This window comes from Rhodoferax sp. GW821-FHT02C08 (assembly GCF_059421805.1).
The window spans coordinates 12,654-35,542 of record NZ_JBWKVR010000015.1; the positions used below are offsets into that span (position 1 = coordinate 12,654).

General features: G+C 63.0%; 22 protein-coding genes. 16 read left to right on the forward strand and 6 right to left on the reverse strand.

Going from position 1 to position 22,889, the window contains the following annotated elements; translation table 11 throughout:
- Positions 1 to 127 precede the first annotated feature (127 nt).
- The 3 genes from lplT (at position 128) to AC07VY_RS17765 (ending at position 4,008) form a co-directional block, all read left to right on the forward strand.
- The gene (gene lplT / locus AC07VY_RS17755) at positions 128 to 1,363 is read left to right on the forward strand and encodes a lysophospholipid transporter LplT (protein ID WP_495098596.1); all 1,236 of its coding nucleotides are present in this window, start codon (positions 128 to 130) and stop codon (positions 1,361 to 1,363) included.
- A 112-nt stretch (positions 1,364 to 1,475) separates the two neighbouring features.
- The gene (locus AC07VY_RS17760) at positions 1,476 to 2,657 is read left to right on the forward strand and encodes a pectate lyase family protein (protein WP_495098597.1); all 1,182 of its coding nucleotides are present in this window, start codon (positions 1,476 to 1,478) and stop codon (positions 2,655 to 2,657) included.
- Between the two features lie 94 nt (positions 2,658 to 2,751).
- Positions 2,752 to 4,008 (forward strand): glycosyltransferase family 4 protein, encoded by a 1,257-nt coding sequence (locus AC07VY_RS17765; protein WP_495098598.1) that lies wholly within the window; start codon positions 2,752 to 2,754, stop codon positions 4,006 to 4,008.
- Here the strand turns inward: AC07VY_RS17765 and asd are convergent.
- Positions 3,989 to 4,870, reverse strand: coding sequence for an archaetidylserine decarboxylase (asd, locus tag AC07VY_RS17770; protein ID WP_495098599.1), 882 nt, complete (start codon positions 4,868 to 4,870; stop codon positions 3,989 to 3,991). The genes AC07VY_RS17765 and asd overlap by 20 nt on opposite strands.
- Positions 4,871 to 4,899: 29 nt before the next feature.
- Here asd and AC07VY_RS17775 point away from each other — a divergent pair, with 29 nt between their 5' ends.
- Positions 4,900 to 6,549, forward strand: a complete 1,650-nt coding sequence (locus AC07VY_RS17775) for an aminotransferase class III-fold pyridoxal phosphate-dependent enzyme (RefSeq protein WP_495098600.1) — start codon at positions 4,900 to 4,902, stop codon at positions 6,547 to 6,549.
- Positions 6,550 to 6,591: 42 nt separating this feature from the next.
- On the opposite strand, the gene AC07VY_RS17780 is transcribed toward AC07VY_RS17775, so the two are convergent.
- The 3 genes from AC07VY_RS17780 to AC07VY_RS17790 all read right to left on the reverse strand — a co-directional run bounded on the left by AC07VY_RS17780 (position 6,592) and on the right by AC07VY_RS17790 (position 9,959).
- On the reverse strand, positions 6,592 to 7,197 hold the full coding sequence (locus AC07VY_RS17780; protein WP_495098601.1) for a hypothetical protein: 606 nt from the start codon (positions 7,195 to 7,197) through the stop codon (positions 6,592 to 6,594).
- Positions 7,198 to 7,349: 152 nt separating this feature from the next.
- Complete coding sequence (locus tag AC07VY_RS17785) at positions 7,350 to 8,279, reverse strand: UDP-2,3-diacylglucosamine diphosphatase (RefSeq protein WP_495098602.1); 930 nt, start codon at positions 8,277 to 8,279, stop codon at positions 7,350 to 7,352.
- 141 nt (positions 8,280 to 8,420) lie between these two features.
- Positions 8,421 to 9,959 (reverse strand): T6SS phospholipase effector Tle1-like catalytic domain-containing protein, encoded by a 1,539-nt coding sequence (locus AC07VY_RS17790; protein ID WP_495098603.1) that lies wholly within the window; start codon positions 9,957 to 9,959, stop codon positions 8,421 to 8,423.
- Positions 9,960 to 10,061: 102 nt separating this feature from the next.
- Here AC07VY_RS17790 and AC07VY_RS17795 point away from each other — a divergent pair, with 102 nt between their 5' ends.
- From AC07VY_RS17795 to AC07VY_RS17815, 5 genes are all read left to right on the forward strand, one after another.
- On the forward strand, positions 10,062 to 10,436 hold the full coding sequence (locus tag AC07VY_RS17795; RefSeq protein WP_495111354.1) for a DUF2946 family protein: 375 nt from the start codon (positions 10,062 to 10,064) through the stop codon (positions 10,434 to 10,436).
- Between the two features lie 76 nt (positions 10,437 to 10,512).
- Complete coding sequence (locus tag AC07VY_RS17800) at positions 10,513 to 11,061, forward strand: YcnI family protein (protein ID WP_495098605.1); 549 nt, start codon at positions 10,513 to 10,515, stop codon at positions 11,059 to 11,061.
- Between the two features lie 13 nt (positions 11,062 to 11,074).
- Positions 11,075 to 11,533, forward strand: coding sequence for a copper chaperone PCu(A)C (locus tag AC07VY_RS17805; RefSeq protein ID WP_495098606.1), 459 nt, complete (start codon positions 11,075 to 11,077; stop codon positions 11,531 to 11,533).
- A 143-nt stretch (positions 11,534 to 11,676) separates the two neighbouring features.
- Complete coding sequence (locus tag AC07VY_RS17810; protein WP_495098607.1) at positions 11,677 to 12,390, forward strand: PhaM family polyhydroxyalkanoate granule multifunctional regulatory protein; 714 nt, start codon at positions 11,677 to 11,679, stop codon at positions 12,388 to 12,390.
- A gap of 27 nt (positions 12,391 to 12,417) precedes the next feature.
- The gene (locus AC07VY_RS17815; protein WP_495098608.1) at positions 12,418 to 13,692 is read left to right on the forward strand and encodes an FIST signal transduction protein; all 1,275 of its coding nucleotides are present in this window, start codon (positions 12,418 to 12,420) and stop codon (positions 13,690 to 13,692) included.
- Between the two features lie 82 nt (positions 13,693 to 13,774).
- Here AC07VY_RS17815 and AC07VY_RS17820 read toward each other — a convergent pair whose 3' ends face one another.
- A complete protein-coding gene (locus AC07VY_RS17820) occupies positions 13,775 to 14,506 on the reverse strand; it encodes a helix-turn-helix domain-containing protein (protein ID WP_495098609.1) in 732 nt (243 codons plus the stop codon).
- 117 nt (positions 14,507 to 14,623) lie between these two features.
- Between AC07VY_RS17820 and AC07VY_RS17825 the strand changes: the two genes are divergently transcribed.
- The 7 genes from AC07VY_RS17825 to AC07VY_RS17855 all read left to right on the forward strand — a co-directional run bounded on the left by AC07VY_RS17825 (position 14,624) and on the right by AC07VY_RS17855 (position 22,093).
- Positions 14,624 to 15,406 (forward strand): hypothetical protein, encoded by a 783-nt coding sequence (locus AC07VY_RS17825; protein ID WP_495098610.1) that lies wholly within the window; start codon positions 14,624 to 14,626, stop codon positions 15,404 to 15,406.
- 120 nt (positions 15,407 to 15,526) lie between these two features.
- Positions 15,527 to 17,446, forward strand: coding sequence for an MFS transporter (locus AC07VY_RS17830; RefSeq protein ID WP_495098611.1), 1,920 nt, complete (start codon positions 15,527 to 15,529; stop codon positions 17,444 to 17,446).
- An 8-nt stretch (positions 17,447 to 17,454) separates the two neighbouring features.
- Positions 17,455 to 17,802 carry a DUF805 domain-containing protein gene (locus AC07VY_RS17835; RefSeq protein WP_495098612.1) on the forward strand — a complete coding sequence of 116 codons (348 nt, stop codon included), beginning with the start codon at positions 17,455 to 17,457 and terminating at the stop codon, positions 17,800 to 17,802.
- Between the two features lie 2 nt (positions 17,803 to 17,804).
- A complete protein-coding gene (locus AC07VY_RS17840) occupies positions 17,805 to 19,157 on the forward strand; it encodes an FAD-binding oxidoreductase (protein ID WP_495098613.1) in 1,353 nt (450 codons plus the stop codon).
- Complete coding sequence (locus AC07VY_RS17845; RefSeq protein WP_495098614.1) at positions 19,154 to 20,026, forward strand: methyltransferase domain-containing protein; 873 nt, start codon at positions 19,154 to 19,156, stop codon at positions 20,024 to 20,026. Before AC07VY_RS17840 ends, AC07VY_RS17845 begins: the two co-directional genes overlap by 4 nt.
- Positions 20,023 to 21,075 carry a hypothetical protein gene (locus AC07VY_RS17850; RefSeq protein WP_495098615.1) on the forward strand — a complete coding sequence of 351 codons (1,053 nt, stop codon included), beginning with the start codon at positions 20,023 to 20,025 and terminating at the stop codon, positions 21,073 to 21,075. The genes AC07VY_RS17845 and AC07VY_RS17850 overlap by 4 nt, the downstream gene beginning before the upstream one ends.
- Positions 21,026 to 22,093, forward strand: a complete 1,068-nt coding sequence (locus AC07VY_RS17855) for an alpha/beta fold hydrolase (protein ID WP_495098616.1) — start codon at positions 21,026 to 21,028, stop codon at positions 22,091 to 22,093. The genes AC07VY_RS17850 and AC07VY_RS17855 overlap by 50 nt, the downstream gene beginning before the upstream one ends.
- On the opposite strand, the gene AC07VY_RS17860 is transcribed toward AC07VY_RS17855, so the two are convergent.
- Entirely contained in the window at positions 22,090 to 22,869 is a 780-nt protein-coding gene (locus tag AC07VY_RS17860) for a C40 family peptidase (protein ID WP_495111355.1), read from the reverse strand. The genes AC07VY_RS17855 and AC07VY_RS17860 overlap by 4 nt on opposite strands.
- Between the last annotated feature and the right edge of the window lie 20 nt (positions 22,870 to 22,889).

Below are 22,889 nucleotides of genomic sequence, written 5' to 3' on the forward strand. Positions count from 1 at the left end.
ATTACCTGCGCTGCAGGCCGTTTTGGTATAAATACTCCATAGCGTCACACAGGCTACACAGGGTTTTGTTGGAATCGCGGGCTGACCGCACCGTCCGTGGCGCGGCGCCTACCTGTGTGCCTCCACCATGCCAGCTTTCTACCGGGTTATTGCGGTGCAGTTTGTCTCCGCACTGGCCGACAACGCTCTGCTCATCGTGGCCATCGCCCGCATGCTGGAGCTTGCGGCAGAGGCCTGGACCGTGCCGCTGCTGAAGCTCAGCTTCACCCTGTGCTATGTGTTCCTGGCGCCATTTGTCGGCGCGCTGGCAGATGCCTGGCCCAAGGGCCGGGTCATGGTGGCGGCGAATCTGCTGAAAGCCCTGGCCGCCGCCCTGCTGGTGGCGGGCTCGGACCCGATGCTGGCTTTGGCCCTGGCCGGACTGGGTGCGGCGGTTTACGCACCGGCCAAGTACGGGCTGATCACCGAAATGCTGCCCGCCGACCAGTTGGTGCGGGCCAACGGCTATATCGAAGGCAGCACGGTCTGCGCGGCCCTGCTGGGCACGGTGCTGGGCGGGGCGCTGGTCAGTCCGCAGCTGCGCAATCTGCTGCCGCCCGAGCTGGCGGTGGCCGTGGGTGCCACGCCTACCTCGCTGCATGCCGGCATGCTGGGTTTGCTGCTGCTGTACCTGCTGGCCGCGCTGCTGAACGCCAGCGTGCCGGACAGCGGCGTGCGTTACCCCCGGCATTCCTTCCACGCGGTGTACCTGGTGCGCCGTTTCTTCCAAGAAAACCTGACGCTGTGGCGCGACCCGCTGGGCGGTGTATCCATGGCGGTGACCACGCTGCTCTGGGGCATTGGCGCCACCTTGCAGCTGGTGGTGCTGCGCTGGGCCGAGTCTGCGCTGGGCCTGGCATTGAGCCAGGCGGCCTATCTGCAGGGAGTGACGGCAGTGGGCGTGATCGCCGGGGCCACGCTGGCCAGTCAAATGCTGCGCCTGGAGCAAGCTACCCGCGTGCTGCCCCTGGGCATTGCCATGGGTTTGCTGGTGCCCTGCATGGTGGGCGTGCACTCACTGGGCTGGGCGGCAGGCCTGCTGATGCTGGTCGGTGGCCTGGCCGGCTTTTTCGTGGTGCCCATGAATGCCTTGCTGCAGCACCGCGGCCAGCAGCTGCTGACGGCCGGGCGCTCAATTGCTGTGCAGGGCTTCAACGAGAACGCTGGCATCCTGCTGATGCTGTCCCTGTATGCGGCCGCCACCGCGCTGCGGCTGGAGCTGCACCAGCTGCTGTGGTGCTTTGGCCTGCTGGTGGCGGTCACCATGGGTCTGATCACGCTGCGCCACCACCGGGTCCGTGCGGAGCTGGCGGCCTTGTCCTGAGTTTGCGTAGCGTCTCTATACATTGCCTTAACTTGGGCAGGCTAGGCTGCGCACTTGTGAATGAAACAGGTGGACCTGCATGTCTTTGCAAAGATTTATTTTTCGGTGTTGCATGGTGTTTGTCGCTGGCAGTGCTGTGGCCTTGGCCGCGCCTTCCACCACGCTGGACATGGCGCGGGGGATTACCGGGGGCGGGGCAGGGCCGACGGTACGTGTCAGCACGCCGGACGAACTCAAGTCCGCCCTGTGCCACAGCGCAGTGGGCGGTGTCTGCACCGACGACGCGCCGCGCACCATCGAAGTGGCGTCCACCATCGACCTGAGCGACACGGAGTCCACCGGCCACATCCAGGCCTGCCATGCCACCAGCATTTGCACCGCGCCATTGCAAACCGAGGCTACGCTCGTCATGCATCCGCAAGACACGCACTGCGACGGCAAGCCTTTGTTCGATGTGACTTACCGCAAGGCGGCAGTGCGCGGCATGCTGGTCGGCTCCAACAAGACGCTGCTGGGCGTGGGCGCGGCAGCCGCCATCAAGGGCAAGGGGCTGCTGCTGCAAAACGGGGTGCACAACATCATCGTGCGCAACCTGGCCTTTACCGACATCAACCAGGGCCTGGTGTTTGGCGGCGATGCCATCACCATCAGCCAGGCCAGCCAGGTGTGGATAGACCACAACTATTTCAGCCGCATCGGTCGCCAGATGCTGGTGACCGGCACCGGCGACCACCAGGGCCGGGTGACAGACCTGGTAGTTTCGTGGAACGAGTTCGACGGCCGCAACACCTACTCGGCCATGTGCAATGGCAGGCACTACTGGAACCTGCTGCTGTACGGCAATGGCAACGTCACCATGGCCTACAACTGGTTGCACGACTTTGCCGGGCGCGGGCCGCGCATCCAGGCCGATGTGTTCGTGCATCTGGTGAACAACTATTTCCAGGACGGCTCCTGGCATGCGCTGGACGCGGACGGCCCGCACACCCATGTGCTGATGGAGGGCAATTATTTCGAGAGAGTGGCCGTACCCAGTTTGCGCGACAAGGAGCCCGGTGCTGTATTTGGGCTGCAGGCGGACGTGGATTCAAGCTCAGCGGCCTGTGATGCTGCATTGCATCGCCCTTGCGTGCCGAATGCCATATCCGGTGCACGGCCTGCGAACAGCCTGCAGCAAGACGCGGCTGTGCTGGACGACAGCCGGGGCATGGCGCAGGCAGCGCAGCTGGCGGTCAGCCCGTCGCCGGACGTGCCCACAGCCGTGCGCAGCGGTGCCGGAGCGGGCCATTGGTGACGCGCAAGCGATGAGCGGCGTGGGCATGCATTTGTCTTGAAACTGCCATAAAAGCATCATCAATCTGAAATTAGCAGCCCGTAGCCTCGGGCTTGTGAAAAACACCGAAGAGATCATCGTCGAATCGTTCGCTGCCCACCCGTCCAGTCTGCGGATTGCACTGGTGACAGAGACCTTCCCGCCCGAGGTCAACGGGGTCGCCATGACCCTGGGCCGCCTGGTGGAGGGGCTGTTGCAGCGTGGCCATGCGGTACAGATCGTGCGTCCGCGCCAGCCCGGTGCCGAGGCCAGCAGCCCGCGCGAGGGGCTGGACGAGGTACTGTCGCCCGGCGTGCCGATCCCCAGCTACGGCAACTTCCGCTTCGGCCTGCCGTCCAAGAACCGGCTGGTCAAGCTGTGGCAGCAGATGCAACCCGACGTGGTCCATGTCGCCACCGAAGGCCCGCTGGGCTGGTCGGCCGTGACGGCCGCGCGCAAGCTGCAGCTGCCGGTGACCAGCTCGTTCCACACCAATTTCCATAACTACTCCGGCCATTACGGACTGGGCCTGTTGAAGACACCCATAGACGCGTACCTGCGCAAGCTGCACAACCGCACCTTGGCTACCCTGGTGCCCACGCCGGCCCTGGTGGCGGCGCTGCAGGCGCGCGGCTACCGCAATGTGTCGGTGCTGTCGCGCGGCGTGGAGCTGTCGCAGTTCAGCCCGGCCCGCCGCTCCAGTGCGCTGCGTGCCAGCTGGGGCGTGGCCGAGGACGATCTGGCAGTGGTGCACGTGGGCCGCCTGGCCAAGGAAAAGAATGTGGGTTCGGTGGTGCTGGCCTTTGCCGCCATCCAGGCCCGCGTACCGAATGCCAAGCTGGTGCTGGTGGGCGATGGCCCGCTGCGCAAGCTGCTGCAGGACAACTGTCCGCACGCCCATTTCGCTGGCCTGCGCCAGGGCGAAGACCTGGCTGCCCATTACGCATCGGGCGACCTGTTCTTGTTCCCCAGCACCACCGAAACCTATGGCAATGTGGTGCCCGAGGCCCTGGCCAGCGGCGTGCCGGTGCTGGCCTATGACTATGCGGCAGCGGCCAATGTGGTGCGGCCTGGCCACAACGGCATGCTGGTGCCGCTGGGCGAAGAAATGCAGTTTGTGCAGGCCGCCGTAGCCCTGGCCAGCGACCGGCCCGCGCTGCAGGCCATGCGCCAGCAGGCGGCGGCCAGCGTGGCCCACCTGGGCTGGGCGGCGGTGTACGACAGCTTCGTGGGCACCTTGCGCACCGTGGTGCAGTGCCACGGCGGCCATTTCAGCCTCGCGCCGCACCTTCTGCCCAGCGCTACTAGCGCAACTAGCGTTCCCAGCGCATAAGGGCTTGGCCCATGCGGACAGCCGAGCCTTCGCGCAGACCTTCGCACAGCGTGAAGCCCCTGGGCGCCAGCACGATGATGGTGGAGCCGTGCTGAAACCAGCCCATCTCCTGCCCCTTGCGGAAGCTGGCATTGCAGGGCAGGGTGGTTGGGCCTTTGTACTTCAGGTGCAGCAGCACATCCAGAAAATGCAGGCGGATGCTGGCCACCAGAATGGCCGCCACCGGCACCAGCGCAATCGGCTGGCCCTGGGCCGGGCTGTCGCCGGTGATGCGGGTCTTGAGGAAGGCGCGTTCGTTCTTGCAAAACAGCTTCTCTACCCGCTTCAAGGCAATCGGGTTCACGTTCCAGGTATCGCCCGAGAAGTAGGTCACCTTCTCCACCGTGCAGTCCTGTGGTGCGTGGAAGCGGTGGTACATGCTGGAGGTAAGGCGCAGCGTGACGAAGTAGCCGTCGCGCCATTCGCCACTGTGCGCCTCGTCGCCCAGCAGGTCTTCCAGCGTGTACGGAAAGCCCTTGGCCTGGAACACCTGCGTGCCCTGGATGGGGCCGCTGGCGCCCACGATGCCGTCGCTGGGGCTGCTCATCACCGCAGGGTCCATGGCCAGCGGGCGCAGGCCGTCTTTCAGCTCGCGGGTAAAGCAGTCGTGCATGCTTTTGAAATGCGTTTTCTTGGCCTCCGACAGGTCCAGGTCGGAGAAGAACTTCCACACCGCAATCGATGCGTCGCGCACCAGCGGCTGCTCAATCTGGCTGAACCAGCCCATGGCCTGGGTCAGCCAGCGCCTGGGCAGGCGGTTGGTCAGCAAAAAGTTCAGGTCCTCTTGCTTCAGCAGTTGCTGGATGTGCTGGCGTATCTGCATGGTCAATCTCTTTTGAAAGGAAAAATGTTGTGAATGAAACTCTGGTTCTGTATGCCGCCGCAGGCGGTGCCCTGCTGTATGGCGCGGCACGTGTGAAGACCCGGCTGGAGCTGTCGCTGGCCAAGCACCGCTCGCTCACCGGCCATCCGCGCATGGCGCGCCGCATGGCAGCCCAACTGCCCAGCTACCGCTACGACGAAACGCAGGCCTTTGGCCTGGACGGCGCACCGCCTGAAGTGGTGGGCCTGCGCAAAACTGCGCTGGCCCGGTTGGCCGCGCAATTCGGTGCGCGCTATGCCAAAAGCCTGGCGCTGACGCGTGCGGCCGAGGGCGATATCTCGGACATGCAATTCATAGCCGCCTACAAGCTGCCCTACCAGTTCCGCGAGCTGTTCGGCAAGGCGCTGAAGACCGGCTCCTTTGTGCAGTCGACCAGCGGCGTAACCCTGACCGATATGGACGGCAATCAGTTCTACGACCTGACCGGCTCCTACGGCGTCAACCTGTTTGGCAACGACTTCTACAAGGACAGCATCGCCCAGGGCAGCGCCCTGGTGGCCGAGCTGGGCCCGGTGCTGGGCTCCTACCACCCGGTGGTGGCAGACAACGCGCAGCGGCTCAAGGCCATCTCCGGCATGGACGAGGTGAGCTTCCACATGTCCGGTACCGAGGCGGTGATGCAGGCCGTGCGCCTGGCGCGCTACCACACCGGGCGCACGCACCTGCTGCGCTTTTGCGGCGCGTACCACGGCTGGTGGGGTGATGTGCAGCCCGGCATCGGTAACCCCGTGACCGAGCGCGATACCTACACGCTGAAGGACATGGGCGAGGCTACGTTGCGCGTGCTGCGCAAGCGCAAGGACATTGCCTGCGTGCTGGTGAACCCGCTGCAGGCCTTGCACCCGAACATTGGTGCTCCCGGCGATTCGTCGCTGCTGGACAGCTCGCGCCAGGCGCATTACGACCGCGCCGCCTACACCCGCTGGCTGCAACAGCTGCGCGAGATCTGCACCGAGAAAAACATTGCGCTGATCTTCGACGAAGTGTTCGTTGGCTTCCGCCTGGCACCCGGCGGTGCGCAGCAATACTTTGGCGTGCAGGCCGATATGGTTACCTACGGCAAGACCCTGGGCGGCGGCCTGCCGGTGGGCGTGGTCTGCGGCAAGCATGCCTGGATGAAGCGCTACCGCGAGGAGGCGCCGGCTGACATCTGCTTTGCGCGCGGCACCTTCAACGCCCACCCCTATGTGATGGGCGCGATGAATGTGTTTTTGCAAAGCCTGAACACAGCGCCCATCCAGGCCCTGTACGCCGGGCAGGACGCGCGCTGGGACCAGCGCGCTGCCAGCCTGAACCAGCGCCTGCAGGCGGCCGGCCTGCCGGTGCAGGTGGCGAATATGTCGTCCATCTGGACCGTGCTCTACACCCAGCCGGCCTGCTACAACTTTTTGCTTCAACATTATTTGCGGCTGGAAGGACTTGCTTTGAGCTGGGTGGGCACGGGGCGTTTCATCTTCAGCCTGAACTACAGCGACGCCGACTTTGAAGCCGTGGCCCAGCGCTTCGTGCGCGCCGCCCAGGCCATGCAGGCCGACGGCTGGTGGTGGCATAACCCGGAGCTGACCAATAAGTCCATCAAGCGCCGGGTACTGCGGGAAATGTTGGCGAAGAAGTTTTGAACGGGACGAAGCCCCTGCCGCGAAGCAGGGGCACCGGTTGGTTTAGGCGTGGTGCGCTTGGCGCGGTTCGATGAGTTCACCGCGCATCAAGGCCAGCGGGGCTTTGTAGTACAGCGTGATGTCGTGGAAGGGGTCGGTCAGGATCTTGGTCATCCACACCAGGCCGGCCTCCACGTCCTTGATGAAGAACAGGTGCACGGTGCGGAACACCAGGCCGCCCACGCCGACCGCCAGCCAGACCAGGCCGGTGTTGCGCGCGAAGCTTTCCCAGCCGGTGTGCGGGTCCAGCAGGCCAAACAGGCTGGGCTGCCATACCAGCAGCAGCGGAGATGCGGCCCAGATGGCCATCAGCACCACCTTGCGGCGCAGGTTGTAGCCGACTTTGATGTCTTCCTTGTGCTCGTGCGTGGCCTGGTTCACCACGTCATAGCCCTTGGGCTCGAAGAAGAAATGGCCGGCCTGGCGACTCGTCATGGACACCAGCCAGGCCAGCAGCGCGGCCAGCGCCGGGTCCTTGAACAGCAGTGCGTAGGCACAGACGAAGCTGACCGCGCTGACCAAGTGCAGCGACTGGTTGATGCGGCTGTGGTGGTAGTAGCGGTGGTCGTCCCAGCGCTGGATCTTGAGTTGCTCGAAAAAATCAGACATGGTGGCTCCTTCAATGTGAACGGTACAAGAGGGTGACAGGGGGTGACGAAACGGTGACAGGCCGTGTGACAGGCGGGTGAATTTGCTTGCGGACGCAGGTGGGTACGGTGCTGTGCATGGCGCGTATCCGGCGTGATGAAGTGCTGCCTGCCTTAGCGCGCAACTTCGGCGGGCAGGCTGGCCACGGCGGCTGCGGCCTTGGGGCGTGGCGCGGCAATGGCGGCGCTGGGCGTGGCTTCTACAGGATCTTGCCAGTGCAGCACTTCCAGGCGCCCGTCCATGTGTTCGACCAGGGCGGTGCGGCTTTCCACCCAGTCGCCGTCGTTGCAGTACAGCGTGCCGTTGATGGTGCGCATTTCGGCGCGGTGGATGTGGCCGCAGACCACACCGTGGTGGCCGCGCTTGCGGGCCTCGGCGGCTACGGCGTCTTCGAAGTCGGTGACGTAGTTCAGCGCGGTTTTCACCTTGCCTTTCAGGTAGGACGACAGCGACCAATAGGGCAGGCCCATGCGCGCGCGAAAGCTGTTCAGGTGCCGGTTCAGCTTCAGCGTCAGCTCGTACAGGTTGTCGCCCAGGTAGGCCAGCCATTTGGCGTACTGCACCACGGCGTCGAAGTGGTCACCGTGCACCACCCACAGCCTGCGGCCATCGGTGGTGACGTGCACGGCCTCTTGCACCACCTCGATGCCGCCAAAGTGGTGGCCCACGAAGCCGCGCGCGAACTCGTCGTGGTTGCCGGGCACAAAGATCACGCGGCAGCCTTTGCGGGCGCGGCGCAGCAGCTTTTGCACCACGTCGTTGTGGGCCTGCGGCCAGTACCAGCGCCGGCGCAGCTGCCAGCCGTCGATGATGTCGCCCACCAGGTACAGGTAGTCGCTGGGGTGGGTCTTCAAAAAGCGCAGCAGCGGCTCGGCCTGGCAGCCGGGTGTGCCCAGGTGCAGGTCCGAGATGAAGATGCAGCGGTAGCGCTGGCCATGGCCGATGTCGTCGTCATGGTCGTGCTCTGTGCTGCCGGGCTTGGGCTGCAGGGCCGCCAGCCAGGGCGCCGTGCCTGCACGGCCTGCGTCAAACTGCTGCAGCATCGGCGTTCCTGCGGCACAGGATGGGCGTCAAATAGGACATGGCGGCTCCTTGTCAAAGCGATGTCCCGCCAGTGTCACGCGTTGATGTGACGGCTCCACGGCATTGCTGTGTCATTTGCATGACACTGCCGCTCCGAACGCTTACTCGGTGCGCGTGATGGTCAGCCGCACGCTGCCATGGTTGTTGCTGTACAGGCCCCATACATCGTTGGGGAAGCAGAACAGGTAGCCCGGGTGCTGCACCACGAAGGCCTGCTTCTCGTGCACCGGCAGGTCCAGGTATTCATGCGGGTTGGGGCTGCCGTCGTTGGGCACGATGGAGCCTATGCCCGAGTCGTTGGTAATCGCACCCACCAGGGTGAACCAGCGGTAGCCCTCCACCCGCTTGGTCAGCCAGAAGTCGGTGGACGCGTTGCCGGTGGCTTTCTTCATCCAGCCCTCGACCTTGCCCAGCGCAGTGCCGCCCGCGCGTACCACGTCGCCCAGGGTGTAGTCGTGGTTTTCGGTGCCGCGCCAGTCGCAGGCGTCGGTGCTGTCCAGCCATTCGCCGGTGGCGCTGAAGATGTATTTCTGGCCCTGGTCCATATACACGCCGGTAGGGTTCCACTGGGTGTCGGCGTAGATGTCTACCGTGCGGCTTTCACCCGGGGCGAGTGCGTAGCTCGGGTGGTAGGCCGGATAGGCGATGGGCGACATGGTTTGCCGCACGAAGGCGCTAGGGTGGAAGCTCGCGGCGTTGGCGGTCACCATGGCCTCGATATTGCGCGGACGTGAACGCAGCTTGGCGAAGGCACCTTTGTAGGAGTTGTGCAGCACGCCCAGCGGGTTGGGTTGCAGCGCCGCCTGCACGCCAGGGCGGAATGCCAGGCCCGCCAGGCTGGCCTGCTCCATCATCCATGACAGCGCGCCGTCGGACAGGTCGCTGTGCGCATAGCCGCCGCCCACGTCGCAGTGCACGCCGGGGAACCACAGCTCGGTGGCGTCCTTGTGCTGGTCGGCATTGGCCCAGCGTGTCACGGTGAAGCTGGCGCGGACTTCGTCCAGCGCCATGGCGTGGCGGGCGGTTTGCACGTGGGCGCCCAGGTTGGTGTCGTGGAAGCGCCATTTCTCAGACCTGTCGAACAGGTTCAGCAGCTCCAGGTCGTCCGGCACGCCCAGCGCACCCACCGTGTCCCAGACGCCGATGAAGCGCACCGGCGTGGCGTCCAGGCCGTGGAAGAAGCTCCAGCCAGCGGCCCATTGGCGGTCGTCCAGCGACCGTTTTGTGTACTTCTGGTAGGCCGCGTCCACGCGGGCCCAGGCGTCCTTGGGCGGTGCGCTGCGCAGGTCCAGCAGGCCCCGGCCCAGCAGCCCGCCCAGGCTGCGCGCGGTAAAGGCGCCGCGGCTGAAGCCGAAGATGTAGATCTCGTCGCCCGGCACATAGTGCGTGGCAAGCCAGTGGTAGGCGCTGCGGATGTGGTTGCTGATGCCCGCGCCCACGGCCCCGCCGGCAATGGCGTCCAGCAGCTGGCCCTTGGCGCCCACGCCGGGGTGGTAGTAGGCGAGCTGCTCCACCCCGTCGCTGCCATGCCCTGCCAGGGCGTTGTGCAGCTTGACCACATTCGTCGGCGACAACACGCCGTTGTCTTCCTGGTCGGGGGAGTTCCAGGTGCCGTCATTGGAAAGAATGAGTCGTTTCATGGTGTGGAGGCGGTTGGGCCGCGGACATGGTGGTGCGGCTGATTCTGTGCGGCTTGTGCGGCGCAGGGCAATCCGTGCAGCGCCTGATCCATCGCACTATCTATGGATAATCGGCGCATGCTCTTCCTGCGCCACACACACGCCATTGCCCGTTGGGCGCTGCTGTGCTTTGTGTTGTCGCTGGGTGTGGCGATCGCCGCGCCGCTGGTTAACCACCAGTCGCTGGAGCTGGTGTGCTCCAGCGTGGGCAGTGTCAAGCTGCTGGTCAAGTCGGCCGACGGCAGCAGCCAGGTGGTGAGCCAGATGGGCGACTGCCCGCTGTGCATCACCGGTGGTGGCTTGCCGCCGCCCGAGGTACAGCTGCGCGTGGCACCGGCCCAGCCCTTGGCCTATGCGCTGCGCAGCATTCCCGCTGCACGCCTGGCCTGGCTGACCGCTGCGCCCCTGCCCGCACGCGGGCCGCCGACCTTCCTCTGACTACCAAATGTATAGCTGCTGGCGCAGGTTTTATCTGCGCTGGAGGCTTGTTTCGTCTTGATCCAGAGGTTGTTCCATGTCTTTTTCTTTTGCTCTTAAATTCGTAGCTGCTTGCGCAGTGTCTGTGTGCGCTAGCAGCACTTTTGCCCATATTGTTCTGGCCGAGCCCGCCGCCTTGGGCAATACCGGCTACAGCGCGGCCCTGCGCGTGGGCCACGGCTGCAACGGCGCGGCCACCACGGCCATCCGCGTCACCGTGCCGGCCGGCTTCAAAGACGCCAAGCCCATGCCCAAGGCGGGCTGGGTGCTGTCCACGGTGGTTGGCAAGCTGGACAAGCCGTTGGATGACCACGGCAAGCAGATCACCGACGGTGTGACCAGCATCACCTGGACCGCATCCCCTGGCAACGCGCTGCCCGATGCCTACTTCGACGAATTCGTGCTGCGCGGCAGCCTGCCTGGTGAGGCCGGTGCGATGTGGTTCAAAGTGCTGCAAACTTGCGAACAAGGCAGCACCGACTGGGCCGAGATTCCGGCCCCCGGTAAATCTGCGCACGACCTGAAAGCGCCCGCAGCCATGCTGGAAATCATCCCGTCCGAGCACGTCGGCGGCCACCAACATTAAGGCCTTTATTACTATGAAATTCATAGCTATTGCCGCAGCTATTCTCTGCGCTAGCGGGCATTTGTATGCTCAAAACGTAGTGGTCTCAGACGCCTGGGCCCGCACCAGCGTGCAGGGCCAGAAGGCCTCCGGCGCCTTCATGACCCTGACCGCCAAGGAAAACACCAAGCTGGTGGCCGTGTCCACCCCCGTGGCCGGCCTGGCCGAGGTGCACGAGATGAAGATGGACGGCGACGTGATGCGCATGCGCCCGGTGCAGGGCGGCCTGGACCTGCCCGCCGGCAAGCCCGTGGCCCTGAGCCCCGGCGGCTTTCACGTCATGCTGATGGACCTGAAAGCCGCCCTGCCCAAGGACAGCACCATCCCCTTGACCTTGACCTTCAAGGACGCCAAGGGCGTGGAAAGCAAGCTCGACCTGAAGCTGCCCGTGGCCACCATGGCCCCAGGCGGCATGGCTGAGCACAAGCACTGAGCTTGGGGGGAACCCAGTGGCCCGGCAGAGCCGGTTCCACGGGTTCCTGGCGTGCAGGCAGCCATGGTTCGCCATGGGGGTTAGCGTAGGGGGATCTGCGGGTCTGTTGGAGTAAGCTGTGCAGCAACACCCTAGGAGACTTTATGAGCGACACACCCGCCTTCGATTTCAGCAAATTCGTGCCCGGCTTTGACTTTCTGAAGAACCTGGGCAAGGGGGCTGCTGGTGCAGCGCCGGCGTCGCCACTCGGCGGCTGGGTGGCGCCCACCATCAATGTGGAAGAGCTGGAAAAGCGCATCACCGAGCTGAAGGCCGTGCAGTTCTGGCTGGACCAGAACGCGGTGGCGTTGAAAGCCACCATCCAGGCGCTGGAGGTGCAGAAAATGACCCTGGCAACGCTGAAGGGCATGAACTTCAGCATGGCCGACCTGGCGAATGCCTTCAAGCTCAAACCCACTCCCGCGCCCGAGGCGGCACCCGAGCCCGAACCGGAACCAGAACCCGCGCCTCCACCCCAGGCCGCCGCGCCCGAGCCACAAGCCGAGCCTGCAGCCCCGCTGCCCGGCGTGGTGGACCCGCTGAAATGGTGGGGCTCGCTGACCGAGCAGTTCCAGCACATTGCCGGCGCCGCGCTGAAAGACGCTGGCACCCAGGCCGCGCTGGAAAAGAGCAAGGACCTGGCCAGCAATTTCGCAGCCGAGGCCCTGAAAAGCGTGGGCGAGTTCGCCAAGGCCGCCACCCCCAAAACCAAGCCCGCGGCCGAGCCCCAGTCTGCCCCGGCCAAGGCCGCCGCCAAAAAGACGCCCGCCAAAAAAGCCCCTGCTAAAAAAGCTGTTGCCAAAAAACGCGTAGGCTGAGGCTTTATTTCTTCGGACCCGAGGCCTATGCCTGCCCTCAAACTCTTTCCCCATGGCCATGCCACGCACCCGCAGTGGCGTATGGCGGCTGGCCTGGTGCTGGCCCAGCTGCGCGCGCAGATGGCCCTGCCCGATTACGCCAACGCGCCCAGCCTGGGCCTGCTCTACATCACCGACCACTACGCCGGCGATGCGCAGGACATCCTGGACCACCTGAGTGGCGAGCTGCCCGAGGTGACTGACTGGTCTGGCACCGTGGGCATAGGTATTGCCGCTAACAATGTGGAGTACTTTGACGAACCCGCGCTCAGCGTCATGCTGTGTGACCTGCCGGCCGACCAGTACCGGGTGTTCTCCGGCGTGGCGCCGCTGGGCCTGGGTTTCGAGGCGCATACCGCCCTGGTCCACGCCGATGCGAACACCCACGACCTGACCGAGCTGGTGGCCGAGATGGCCCTGCGCACCGACACCGGCTACCTGTTCGGCGGCCTGGCCTCCAGCCGCACCCGTTCGGTACAGTTCGCGGTCGGTGGCAACGGCAATATCAAAGGCCATGGCGCGGCCGGTGGCGTGTTCAGCGGCGGTCTCAGCGGCGTGGCCTTTGCCGAGGGCGTGCACCTGGTGTCGCGCATCACCCAGGGTTGCCAGCCGATCAGTGCCAACCGCACGGTGACCGCCTCGGACGGAAACCTGGTGCTGGAGCTGGACGGCCAGCCCGCGTTGACGGTGCTGCTGTACGACCTGGGCGTGAACCTGGCCCAGCCGCAAGAGGCCCTGGCCAAGGTGCGTAACACCCTGGTCGGGCTGGCGCGCTCGCCCGCCGGCGATGCCGTGCTGCGCACCGCGCATTTCGGCAGCGACGTGGTGGTGCGCCACATCATCGGCCTGGACCCTGCGCGCGAAGGCATTGCCATTGCCGACACGGTAGAGGTCGGCACCCGGCTGGCCTTCTGCCAGCGCAATATGCAGGCCGCACGTTCCGACCTGGTGCGCATCTGCGCCGAAATCCGCGAAGAGTTGGAGCCCGAGGAGCTGTCGGTAGAGATCGCCGCCGCACTCGCCGCTCCCGAGGCCGAGTCCGCCCCGCACCCGGCTCGGCGCATTGCCGGTGCCGTGTACGTGAGCTGTACCGGCCGCGGCGGCGACCACTTTGGCGGCCCCAGCGCCGAGCTGCAAATCGTGCGCCGCGCGCTGGGCGATGTGCCCCTGGTGGGTTTCTTCGCCGCGGGTGAGATCGCTCGGCAGAACCTGTATGGGTATACCGGGGTGCTGACGGTGTTTACGGATAGCGTTTCGGCATGAGCAACTCGTTCGCCCTGAGCTTGTCGAAGGGCCCTTCGACAAGCTCAGGGCGAACGGTTGGTGGGCGTTGAGCCGTGGCGTTTCAGCGTCGCAATGCGGTAAACGCCGCAAACTCCCAGCGACGCATGCCCAGCAGCAGGGTGTAGCCCTCCAGTGCCGCTTCGGGCAGCTTTTGATCCGCCAGGTGCTGCTGCGCAAAGTCTTGCGCCACGCGCTGCAGGCGCTCCAGAAACAGCGGCGCCAGGCTGCGGCTGACGCTGCCGTGCACCAGTAGCAGGCCCTCGCCAGGGCCGTCGAAGCCGCCGTTGTAGTAGTCCAGCAGCACATCCTCGCGGAAGAACTGCATCACCGGCCCGTGCGGCAGCCAGCGGAAGGTTTTGGCCAGCTTCAGGCGGTAGCGGTTCAACGGGCGCAGCTCGATGATGCCGATGCGGTCCAGCTGGGCCAGGCAGCGTATGCACTCGGCCTCGCTCAGGCGGTAGCTGGCCACGATCTGCTCCAGCGTCCACTGGCTCAGCACGCAGATCGCCACCAGCAGCAGCTTCTTGTCGGCCACCACGGCGCGCTCCTGCTCCTGCGTCAGCCCGGCCAGCAGCGGCTGGGCATCGGCCACGCGGCGCGCCAGCTCGGCAAAGTCCAGCTTCAGCGCACGGCAGATGGCGTCCACGCGCGACAGCGGCATGTCGCCCTTGGCCAGCATGCGCTTCACACTGGACTCGGCCACGCCCAGCTGCACTGCCAGGTCGGCATAGGTCATGTGCGCGGCTTTGAGTTCCTTCTTCAGGGCGGTGACGAGGTCGGCGGTGGTGCTCATGGGTATTGATTATTGATACTTTTAGGTGCAATTAGCTAGTCTGTATCGAATATTGGATGTCCAATCGGACTCTCGACAAGACACTGGCGCACCTCTTATCGATTGAAAGAAGCCGCTGTGAAAACATCTTTGTCCTCGCTTGAAACCAGGCTGCTATGGGCCTGCGCCTCGGCCCTATTGTTCGCCTGCCTCGGGCCTGCCGTGGCGCAGTACGACCACTACCATGCGTTTGCCGACCAGCGGGCCTGGTGGGGCGTGCCGCATGCGATGGATGTGCTGAGCAACCTGCCTTTTGCCGTGGGCGGTGCCTGGGGGCTGGTGCAGCTGTGGCGCTACAGCCTGGTGCGCAGTGTGCAACGCGATTTGTCGGCCTTGTTCTTTCTGGGCTTGGTCGTGACGGCGTTTTGCTCCAGCGCCTACCACTGGCAGCCAGGGGACAGTGGGCTGGCGATCGACCGCCTGGGCATGGTGGTGGCATTCGCGGGCTTGCTGGGGCTGGCGGTGGCCGACCGTGTCAGCGACAGGGCGGGGGTAGCGACCATGGCCGCAGTGCTGGTGTGTGGCCCCTATGCGGTTGGTGTGTGGGTGTTTTCCAGCAATCTGCTGCCTTGGGCGGTGTTGCAAGGCGGTGGCATGTTGCTGATGGTGCTGCTGGCGATGTGCCGGCCGGTCGCTGGTGCCTGGGGGCTGCCTTTAGGTGCCGTAGTCGCCCTGTATGCCCTGGCCAAGCTGCTGGAGTTGGGCGACCACAGCGTGTTTGCCTGGACGGCAGGCTGGGTGTCTGGCCATAGTCTGAAGCATGTGGTGGCCGCCATGGTGGCCTGGCCGGTGTGGGCCTGCGTGGCGCGGCAGCGCGGGCCAATGGCGCTGCATGTCATGCCTAGCCAGTACAGTGTTTAGATCGTAAACACGTTCTTAGAGCCCGCCAGAGCCGCAGTTTCAGCACTTCCACGCAGCTATATTTTTAATAGCTTTACCCGCACATAGAATGTGCGCCACAGCCATATTGGGTTTATAAAAATGACGACACAGACAGCCGATATTCCTGCCGCCGCTGCGCATCCGAACCAGTTCGCTCTGTTGAAGCAGCGCCGCTTTGCGCCGTTTTTCTGGACCCAGTTTTCCGGCGCGGCGAACGACAACCTGTTCAAGTTCTCGTTCACGGTGATGGTGACCTACCAGCTCAGCGTTAGCTGGCTGCCGCCGGCCATGGCCGGGCTGGTGATCGGGGCGCTGTTCATCCTGCCGTTTTTGCTGTTCTCGGCCACCAGTGGCCAGCTGACCGACAAGTTCCCCAAGACGGCCATGATCCGTGCGGTGAAGAACCTGGAGATCGCCATCATGCTGCTGGCGGCCTATGGCTTCTTCACCAGCAATGTGGCGGTGCAGGTGCCGGTGCTGCTGTCCTGCGTGTTTTTGATGGGCCTGCATTCCACGCTGTTCGGGCCGGTCAAGTTCGCCTATCTGCCGCAGGTGTTGAATGATGCCGAGCTGACCGGCGGCAATGGCATGGTGGAGATGGGCACCTTCGTGGCCATTTTGCTGGGCGATATCGTGGGTGGCCTGCTGGTGGCTGTGCCCGAGGTGGGCCACACGGCCGTGGCCATTGGCTGCGTGGGTCTGGCGCTGGTGGGGCGTTGCGTGGCGCAGGCGATTCCGCAACTGCCGGCCACCGACCCGGGTCTGAAGATCAACTGGAACCCGTTCACCGAGACCTGGCGCAACCTGCAGCTGGCGCACGGCAATCTGGTGGTGTTCCGCTCGCTGCTGGGCATCAGCTGGATGTGGTTCTTTGGCGCGGTGTTCTTGAGCCAGTTCCCCAGCTTTGCCAAGGAAGTGCTGCACGGCGACGAGCAGGTGGCGACGCTTTTGCTTGTGGTGTTCTCCATCGGCATCGGCACCGGCTCGCTGCTGTGCGAGGTGCTGAGCCGCCGCCATGTGGAGATCGGCCTGGTGCCGCTGGGTGCCATCGGCATGAGCGTGTTTGCGGTGGACCTGCACTTTGCCTCGCGCGGCCTGCCCGATACGGGTGTGATGGGCCTGGGTGCCTTCGTGGCCCAGGCGGCGCATTGGCGGGTGATGGCCGACCTGGCGCTGCTGAGCCTGTTTGCCGGGCTGTACAGCGTGCCTATGTACGCGTTGATTCAGCTGCGCAGCCAGCCCACGCACCGGGCGCGCATCATCGCTGCCAACAACATCTTGAACGCGCTGTTCATGATCGCCAGCTCGGTGCTGGCCGGTGCGCTGCTGGGTGCGGGCTGCACCATTCCGCAGATATTCCTGTTTACCGGCCTGGCGAATGCGGTGGTGGCTTTCTACATCTTCATGCTGGTGCCCGAGTACCTGCTGCGCTTCGTGGCCTGGCTGCTGTCGCACTGCGTGTACCGCTTCAAGGTGCAGGGCGACGAGCACATTCCGGTGCACGGCGCGGCCATCCTGGCCTGCAACCACGTGAGCTTTGTGGACGCGGTGCTGCTGATGGCAGCCAGCCCGCGCCCCATCACCTTCTTGATGGACCACCGCATCTTCCAGGTGCCGGTGCTGGGCTGGTTGTTCCGCCTGGCCAAGGCCATCCCCATCGCGCCGCGCGCCGAAGACCCGGAGGCTTACGAGGCTGCCTTTGCCGCCGCCGCCAAGGTGCTGGCCGATGGTGATTTGCTGGGCATCTTCCCCGAAGGCGGGCTGACCAAGGACGGCCAGCTGCAGGAGTTCAAGGGCGGCATCATGAAGATTCTGGAGGCCGCGCCGGTGCCGGTGATTCCCATGGCCTTGACCAATTTGTGGGGCTCGTATTTCAGCCGTGTCGAGCCGGGCGGCGCGATGGTCCGGCCGTTCCGGCGCGGGATGTTTAACCGTGTTGGTTTGAATGTGGATCGGCCTATGGTTGCTGCAGATGTCAGTCTGGAGAGCTTGTACGGGCGTGTGCGAGCTTTGATGTGAGGAAGAATATGTCGCTGTTTCAAAAGTTTTTCCGGTGCCGTGGCCTGTTAGCGCGTGGCGCATTTTGGGCTCGCGTGCTCGTTTTGCTGCTGGTTTTTATGGTGGCCGACAGCGTATTGCGTCCGCTGCTGGGTACCTCGGTGGTTTACTTGCTCAATCCTTTGGCTTTGTGGGCGCTGGTTGCCGCGGGTGGACAACGATTGCACGACCGTGGTTACTCGGCCGTTTGGTTGTGGTTTGGCTTGGTGCCAGTAGTGGGGGCTGCGTGGTTGGTGTGGCAGTTTGTTCGCAAAGGTGCTGGCTCTGCAGCACATACGTACTTGCGTGATGCCCAGGACTTTTTAGTGGTGCGGTGAATATGCAGAACGCGAATCTGGTAGTAAATGATGTGACGGGTTTGAATCCGGTCTCGGTATGGGCGATCAGCAAACCCACTACGGTGGAGGAGGTGGTGGATGCAGTGACACGGACGGACGGCCCCGTGTCTGTGGGGGGTGGCCACTTCAGCATGGGTGGCCAAACTGCCAGCCCTGGAAGCCTGCATTTGGACATGCGTGAGATGAACCGTGTGATTCTGTTTGCCCCAATGGCAAAGACCATACGCGTACAGGCAGGGATACGCTGGTGTGACATTCAGCGTTTTATCGATCCGCACGACCTGTCGGTGAAGATCATGCAGACCTATGCCAATTTCACGGTGGGCGGCTCGCTCAGTGTGAATGTGCACGGGCGATACATGGGTTTAGGGCCGGTGATTTTGAGCGTGCGATGGTTCAAGCTGGTCATGGCCGATGGATCCGTGGTGGAGGTCACGCCAGCGGGTAACAGCGAGCTGTTCTATGGGGTGATTGGTGGCTACAGTGGTTTGGGTGTGATCGTGGAAGTTGAGTTGTCGCTGGCTGACAACGTGCGGATCAAGCGTGTGGCAAAAAAGCTTTCGGTCAAGGATTATCTGGAGCACTTTAAAGCCAAAGTGCGCCATTCGCCTGACGCGATTTTTCACAATGCCGATCTGTACCCGCCGAACTACCAACGAGCCCGCTCGGTAACCTGGGTGCAAACTGAAGATGCGGTCACGGAGCCACGGCGCTTGCACCAGGGGGGCATCGGCTACGCGGTGGAACGGTACTTCGTGTGGGCCGTCTCGGAGACTCCGCTAGGTAAATGGCGGCGCGAATTCCTGATTGACCCTTTGCTGTATCTGCGGCGCAAGGTGCATTGGCGCAATTTTGAAGCCAGTTACGACGTGGCTGAACTGGAGCCCGCATCTCGTCAGCACACCACCTATGTTCTGCAGGAGTATTTTGTGCCGGTGGAGCAGTTTGATGTGTTTGTGCCCAAGATGGCAGAGATATTGCAGCGCTTTCGCGTCAATGCGTTGAACGTATCGGTACGACACGCCCAGGCGGACCCGGGGGCCTTGATGGCCTGGGCGCGTGGAGAAACTTTTGCCTTCGTGCTGTACTACAAGCAGCGCACTCGGGACAACGCCAAGAACCGCGTCGCGGTTTGGACCCGTGAGCTAATTGACGCCGCTATTAGCGTCGGCGGCAGCTATTACCTGCCCTACCAGCCGCATGCGACGCCCGCGCAGTTCCATGCGGCCTACCCACGCGCGCAAGAACTTTTTGCACTTAAACGCCGACTCGACCCCAGCTTTCGCTTCCGTAACGTCCTGTGGGACACCTATTACGCGCCTACTTTGCCATGATGCAATTTGTCCAACCCGCCTCAGAATTTAAAGCCGTTTTTGGCGACGTGCATTCGCATGATGCTTTCTATAAATTTTTGCAGAACATCTACCGGTTGTACCCTGAAGATCGCTTTCATACGCTGATCAAACGCAGCTGCGCCCAGTTCGATTCGGACGAAGCGATTTATCGTGATCTGCAGCAGCAGTTACCGCACATCAAGCCTTTCCATGCGGATCTGACGTATGCGCTGCCATCGCTGTTTAAACAGAAGGATGAAATGACCCGCCAGACGCTGGAGTTGTTGGGGACGCAGAGGCAGATCCAGGGCTATATGGAAATTGGCAGTACCGGACGCTACATCAGCACATTGCGTAAACGATTGGATGTACGTGGTCCGGTGGTGCTGGTCAATGACCTGGCGCCAGGTTGGTCACCTGTGGATATTGTGGAGCGCGGTGGTCTGCGCAAAATCGGCAGCTTTGTACCTTTGGCCGACTATGCTCCGCTGTCTGCACAGCTGCCAGACAATACGTTTGATTTGGTGACCTGCTACATAGGCCTGCACCATTGCCCTTTGGACAAATTGCCGGCCTTTGTGGCGTCTATCGTGCGTGTGCTGAAGCCAGGTGCCACCTTTATTTTGCGGGACCATGACGTGAAGTCTGATGCGATGAATGCCTTTGTCTCGCTTGCCCACACCGTGTTCAATGCGGGGCTGGGTGTGCCCTGGGCACAGAACAAGGCAGAGCTGCGCTACTTCCGGCCGATCGCAGACTGGGTTGCGTACCTGGGCCAGCATGGCTTGCAGGATGTGGGGCCTCATCTGTTGCAGGCGCGCGATCCGTCCGATAACGTACTGCTGGCTTTTCGCAAGGAGTTGGCGTGAAATCCATGCGGGTTATTTGTGCGACATTGGCCTTGGGCCTCGCTGCTGTTGCCGGTGGTGCTGTGCCGGATGCCCGTCCTGCAGACGGGGCGGTGACGCCGATCGAACATGTGCGCGGCGTCGAGCAGACTCTGTTGACGTATCCAGAGTGGTTTTTAGTGTTCAGTCCTGCCGAATATGCAAGCTTTGCCAAGCAGTCGCCCCCGGACCAGTTTCCTTTTTTAGGCCACGTGGTTCAGTTTTGGCAGGGTTACAAGGCGGTGTTTGATGAGAGTCGGGCGCAAGGGTATGCCTTGAACCCTGGCTACCATCTCATGGTGATGGTGATTGGCGTCAGCACGTCGGTCGAGTACAGCTTGCGAGCCGTCTATGAAAGCCTGATTGGGCGTTTGAGCCAAGCGACCACGGGTACGCGTACTCCAGAAGACCAACACGCTGCGCGGGTGGCCCAGGACTATGTGGACTTCATCCGAGTTTTACCCTGGTATGAGTACGATTTTTGGGGCCAGCTCAAGACTTTGTGGACGGTAGTGCCCTGGACGGGGCCGGACATGCTGCGTAAATGGGAGCGCCGCTTTGCGTTGACAACCGAATACGGCATCAAGGCGATTTACGGGCAGCTCATCAAGCTGGCGACCAAGTCGATTTACGACACACCGTTGTTGGTCACGGCCATCGTGACCCAGCCTGTACCCGCATCCAATCCGGTGCTGCCAGACCTGAAGATACTCAAGGTGCTGCCCGATGGTGCGGCATTGGCCACCGTCCCACGCTATGAGGCGTTTATGGTTTACGCCCAGGCGCTGGCAGCCCAGGGTGTCGATTTCCGCGAAATTGCGGGTAACCGGTCCATCATTTTGGTGAGTCTGGTGGGGGCTGCGGATTGGCGGCCTGTGCAGGGAGTCGATAAGTTGCTTTTTGAGCAACCCATACTCACCCAGCCCGGGCGTAAGCGCATTGTGGCGACCGCCAGCGTGCCGCAACTCGGTGCCGCGCTGCGTGAGTGGGCTGCAGCGGGCGTGCAGGTGGAGCATATTTTTGACTACTGAACGGTCTTTATTGGTTCGTCTGCTCATTGGCTTTGCCAAAGGTATGGGCTACGTCGGGGTCTTGTTGTTGCTGGTCGTTGGCTGCTGGCTGGTCTACGCCCAAATTCGCATCAGCGCAACGGAGACGCTGCCGCGCGGTACAGGCGGCCCCACTGGTGACCGCTGGGTACATGCCGTAGATGTGGACGTGCATCTGCGCGAATGGGGCGCTAAGAATGCCAAGCCTCTGCTTTTGGTTCATGGAACCGGTGCCTGGAGTGGCACCTGGGTGGGCAACGCCGATGCCCTGGCGGCAGCGGGCTACCACGTCGTTGCGCTGGATCTGCCGCCCTTTGGATTCACTACGCTGCCAGCCAATGGGGACTACAGCCGCCATACCCAGGCGAAGCGGATTCTGGCGGTGCTCGAGCAAATGGGGCGGCAACCTGTAACCTTGTTGGGGCATTCATTTGGCGGCGGGCCGGCCGTAGAAGCTGCGATGCTGGATGGCAGTCGTATCGGACATCTGGTACTACTGGATGCAGCCATTGGTCTGCATGCCGTGCCGCAAGCTGCCTGTGTCCCGTCGGAGTGGTTGCAGGCGGTACTTTCCTGGCGTATGTTGCGTACTGGCATCGTGGCGGCGGTGGCGACGGAGCCGGCTTTCAGCCAGTTCTTGCTGCGCCGGTTTGTGGCACGCAAAGACGTAGTGACGGCGGCGCGCACGGCGATTTACCAGCAGCCTTTCAAGAACCAGGATTTCAGCGCAGGTCTGGGAGATTGGGCTTACCAATTTGCGATGGGCTGCGAATCGCCTGCCAGCGTGGAGCCGGAAAATTTTCGCCGCCTCAAAATGCCCGTGTCATTGGTTTGGGGTGAGCTGGACAGCATCACGCCGCTCGTCCAGGCGCAACAACTCCAGGCTCTGGTACCCGGTGCGCAGCTTACTGTCTTGCCTGGCGTGGGACACATTCCTCAGATTGAGGACGTGACCTTGTTCAACTCCACAATGGCGAGAGTACTTCGGTCGCGGCCTTAATTTTCTGGCTGGGTTGCCGCAATGGCCAGCGGAGGTGCTTTGAGATGGCCCACGTATTGCAGAGTCTGGTGGGTTCTCACTGACGGGATGTCCCCTTCCCGCATATGCAGCAGGTCGCCGGGGTTAATCAGACGCGGATCAGCATCTGTTAGTGGAAGCCCGGCGCTGCGATATGCCTCCAATACGAATTGCGAGCAGAAGAACTGGTCGTTGCGCCCTAGTCCAAGTTGTACGGCAGCCACGCCGCGGATGCAGAAGTCCCGTATGGTGGATGGCACCAGGGGCAGTTCGCAAAAACGCCGCTCCAACGTAAAAGGAGCTTGGAGCATGACCCCCATATAGTTGTATTTTTGACCCACGTGCTGGTCTACGAAGTTTCCCATTCTGGCAACGTTTTCCGGTGTGATTCCAGGATGCCGAAAGGCCACGACGGTGGCTTCTTGTGCCAGCAGTTCAGCGATTGTTCGTCGGCGTATGCCTTCGCCCACGGCCTCCGCAATTTGTTGATCGCCGACGTACATCCCCGCATGGCTGACGGGTGACAGCGTAAATAGACGGATGCCCGAGGAGTTCAGTCCGTTATCCGCCGTGAGAATGATGTCGCCAGGCCGTAGAGCATCTACCCCCACCGCTATTCCGCCGTTGGCTGGGTTGAGTGCAAGGTCTTGGAATCCGAAGGAGTGGGTACCGGTGGCTTGGTTCGTTTTTATGCCAGTAGCGCATCCGGCCAGAAGTAGAACGAGGAAGAAGACATAAAAGCGTGGTGTGGATGCCATGGCGCCATTCGATTGAAATC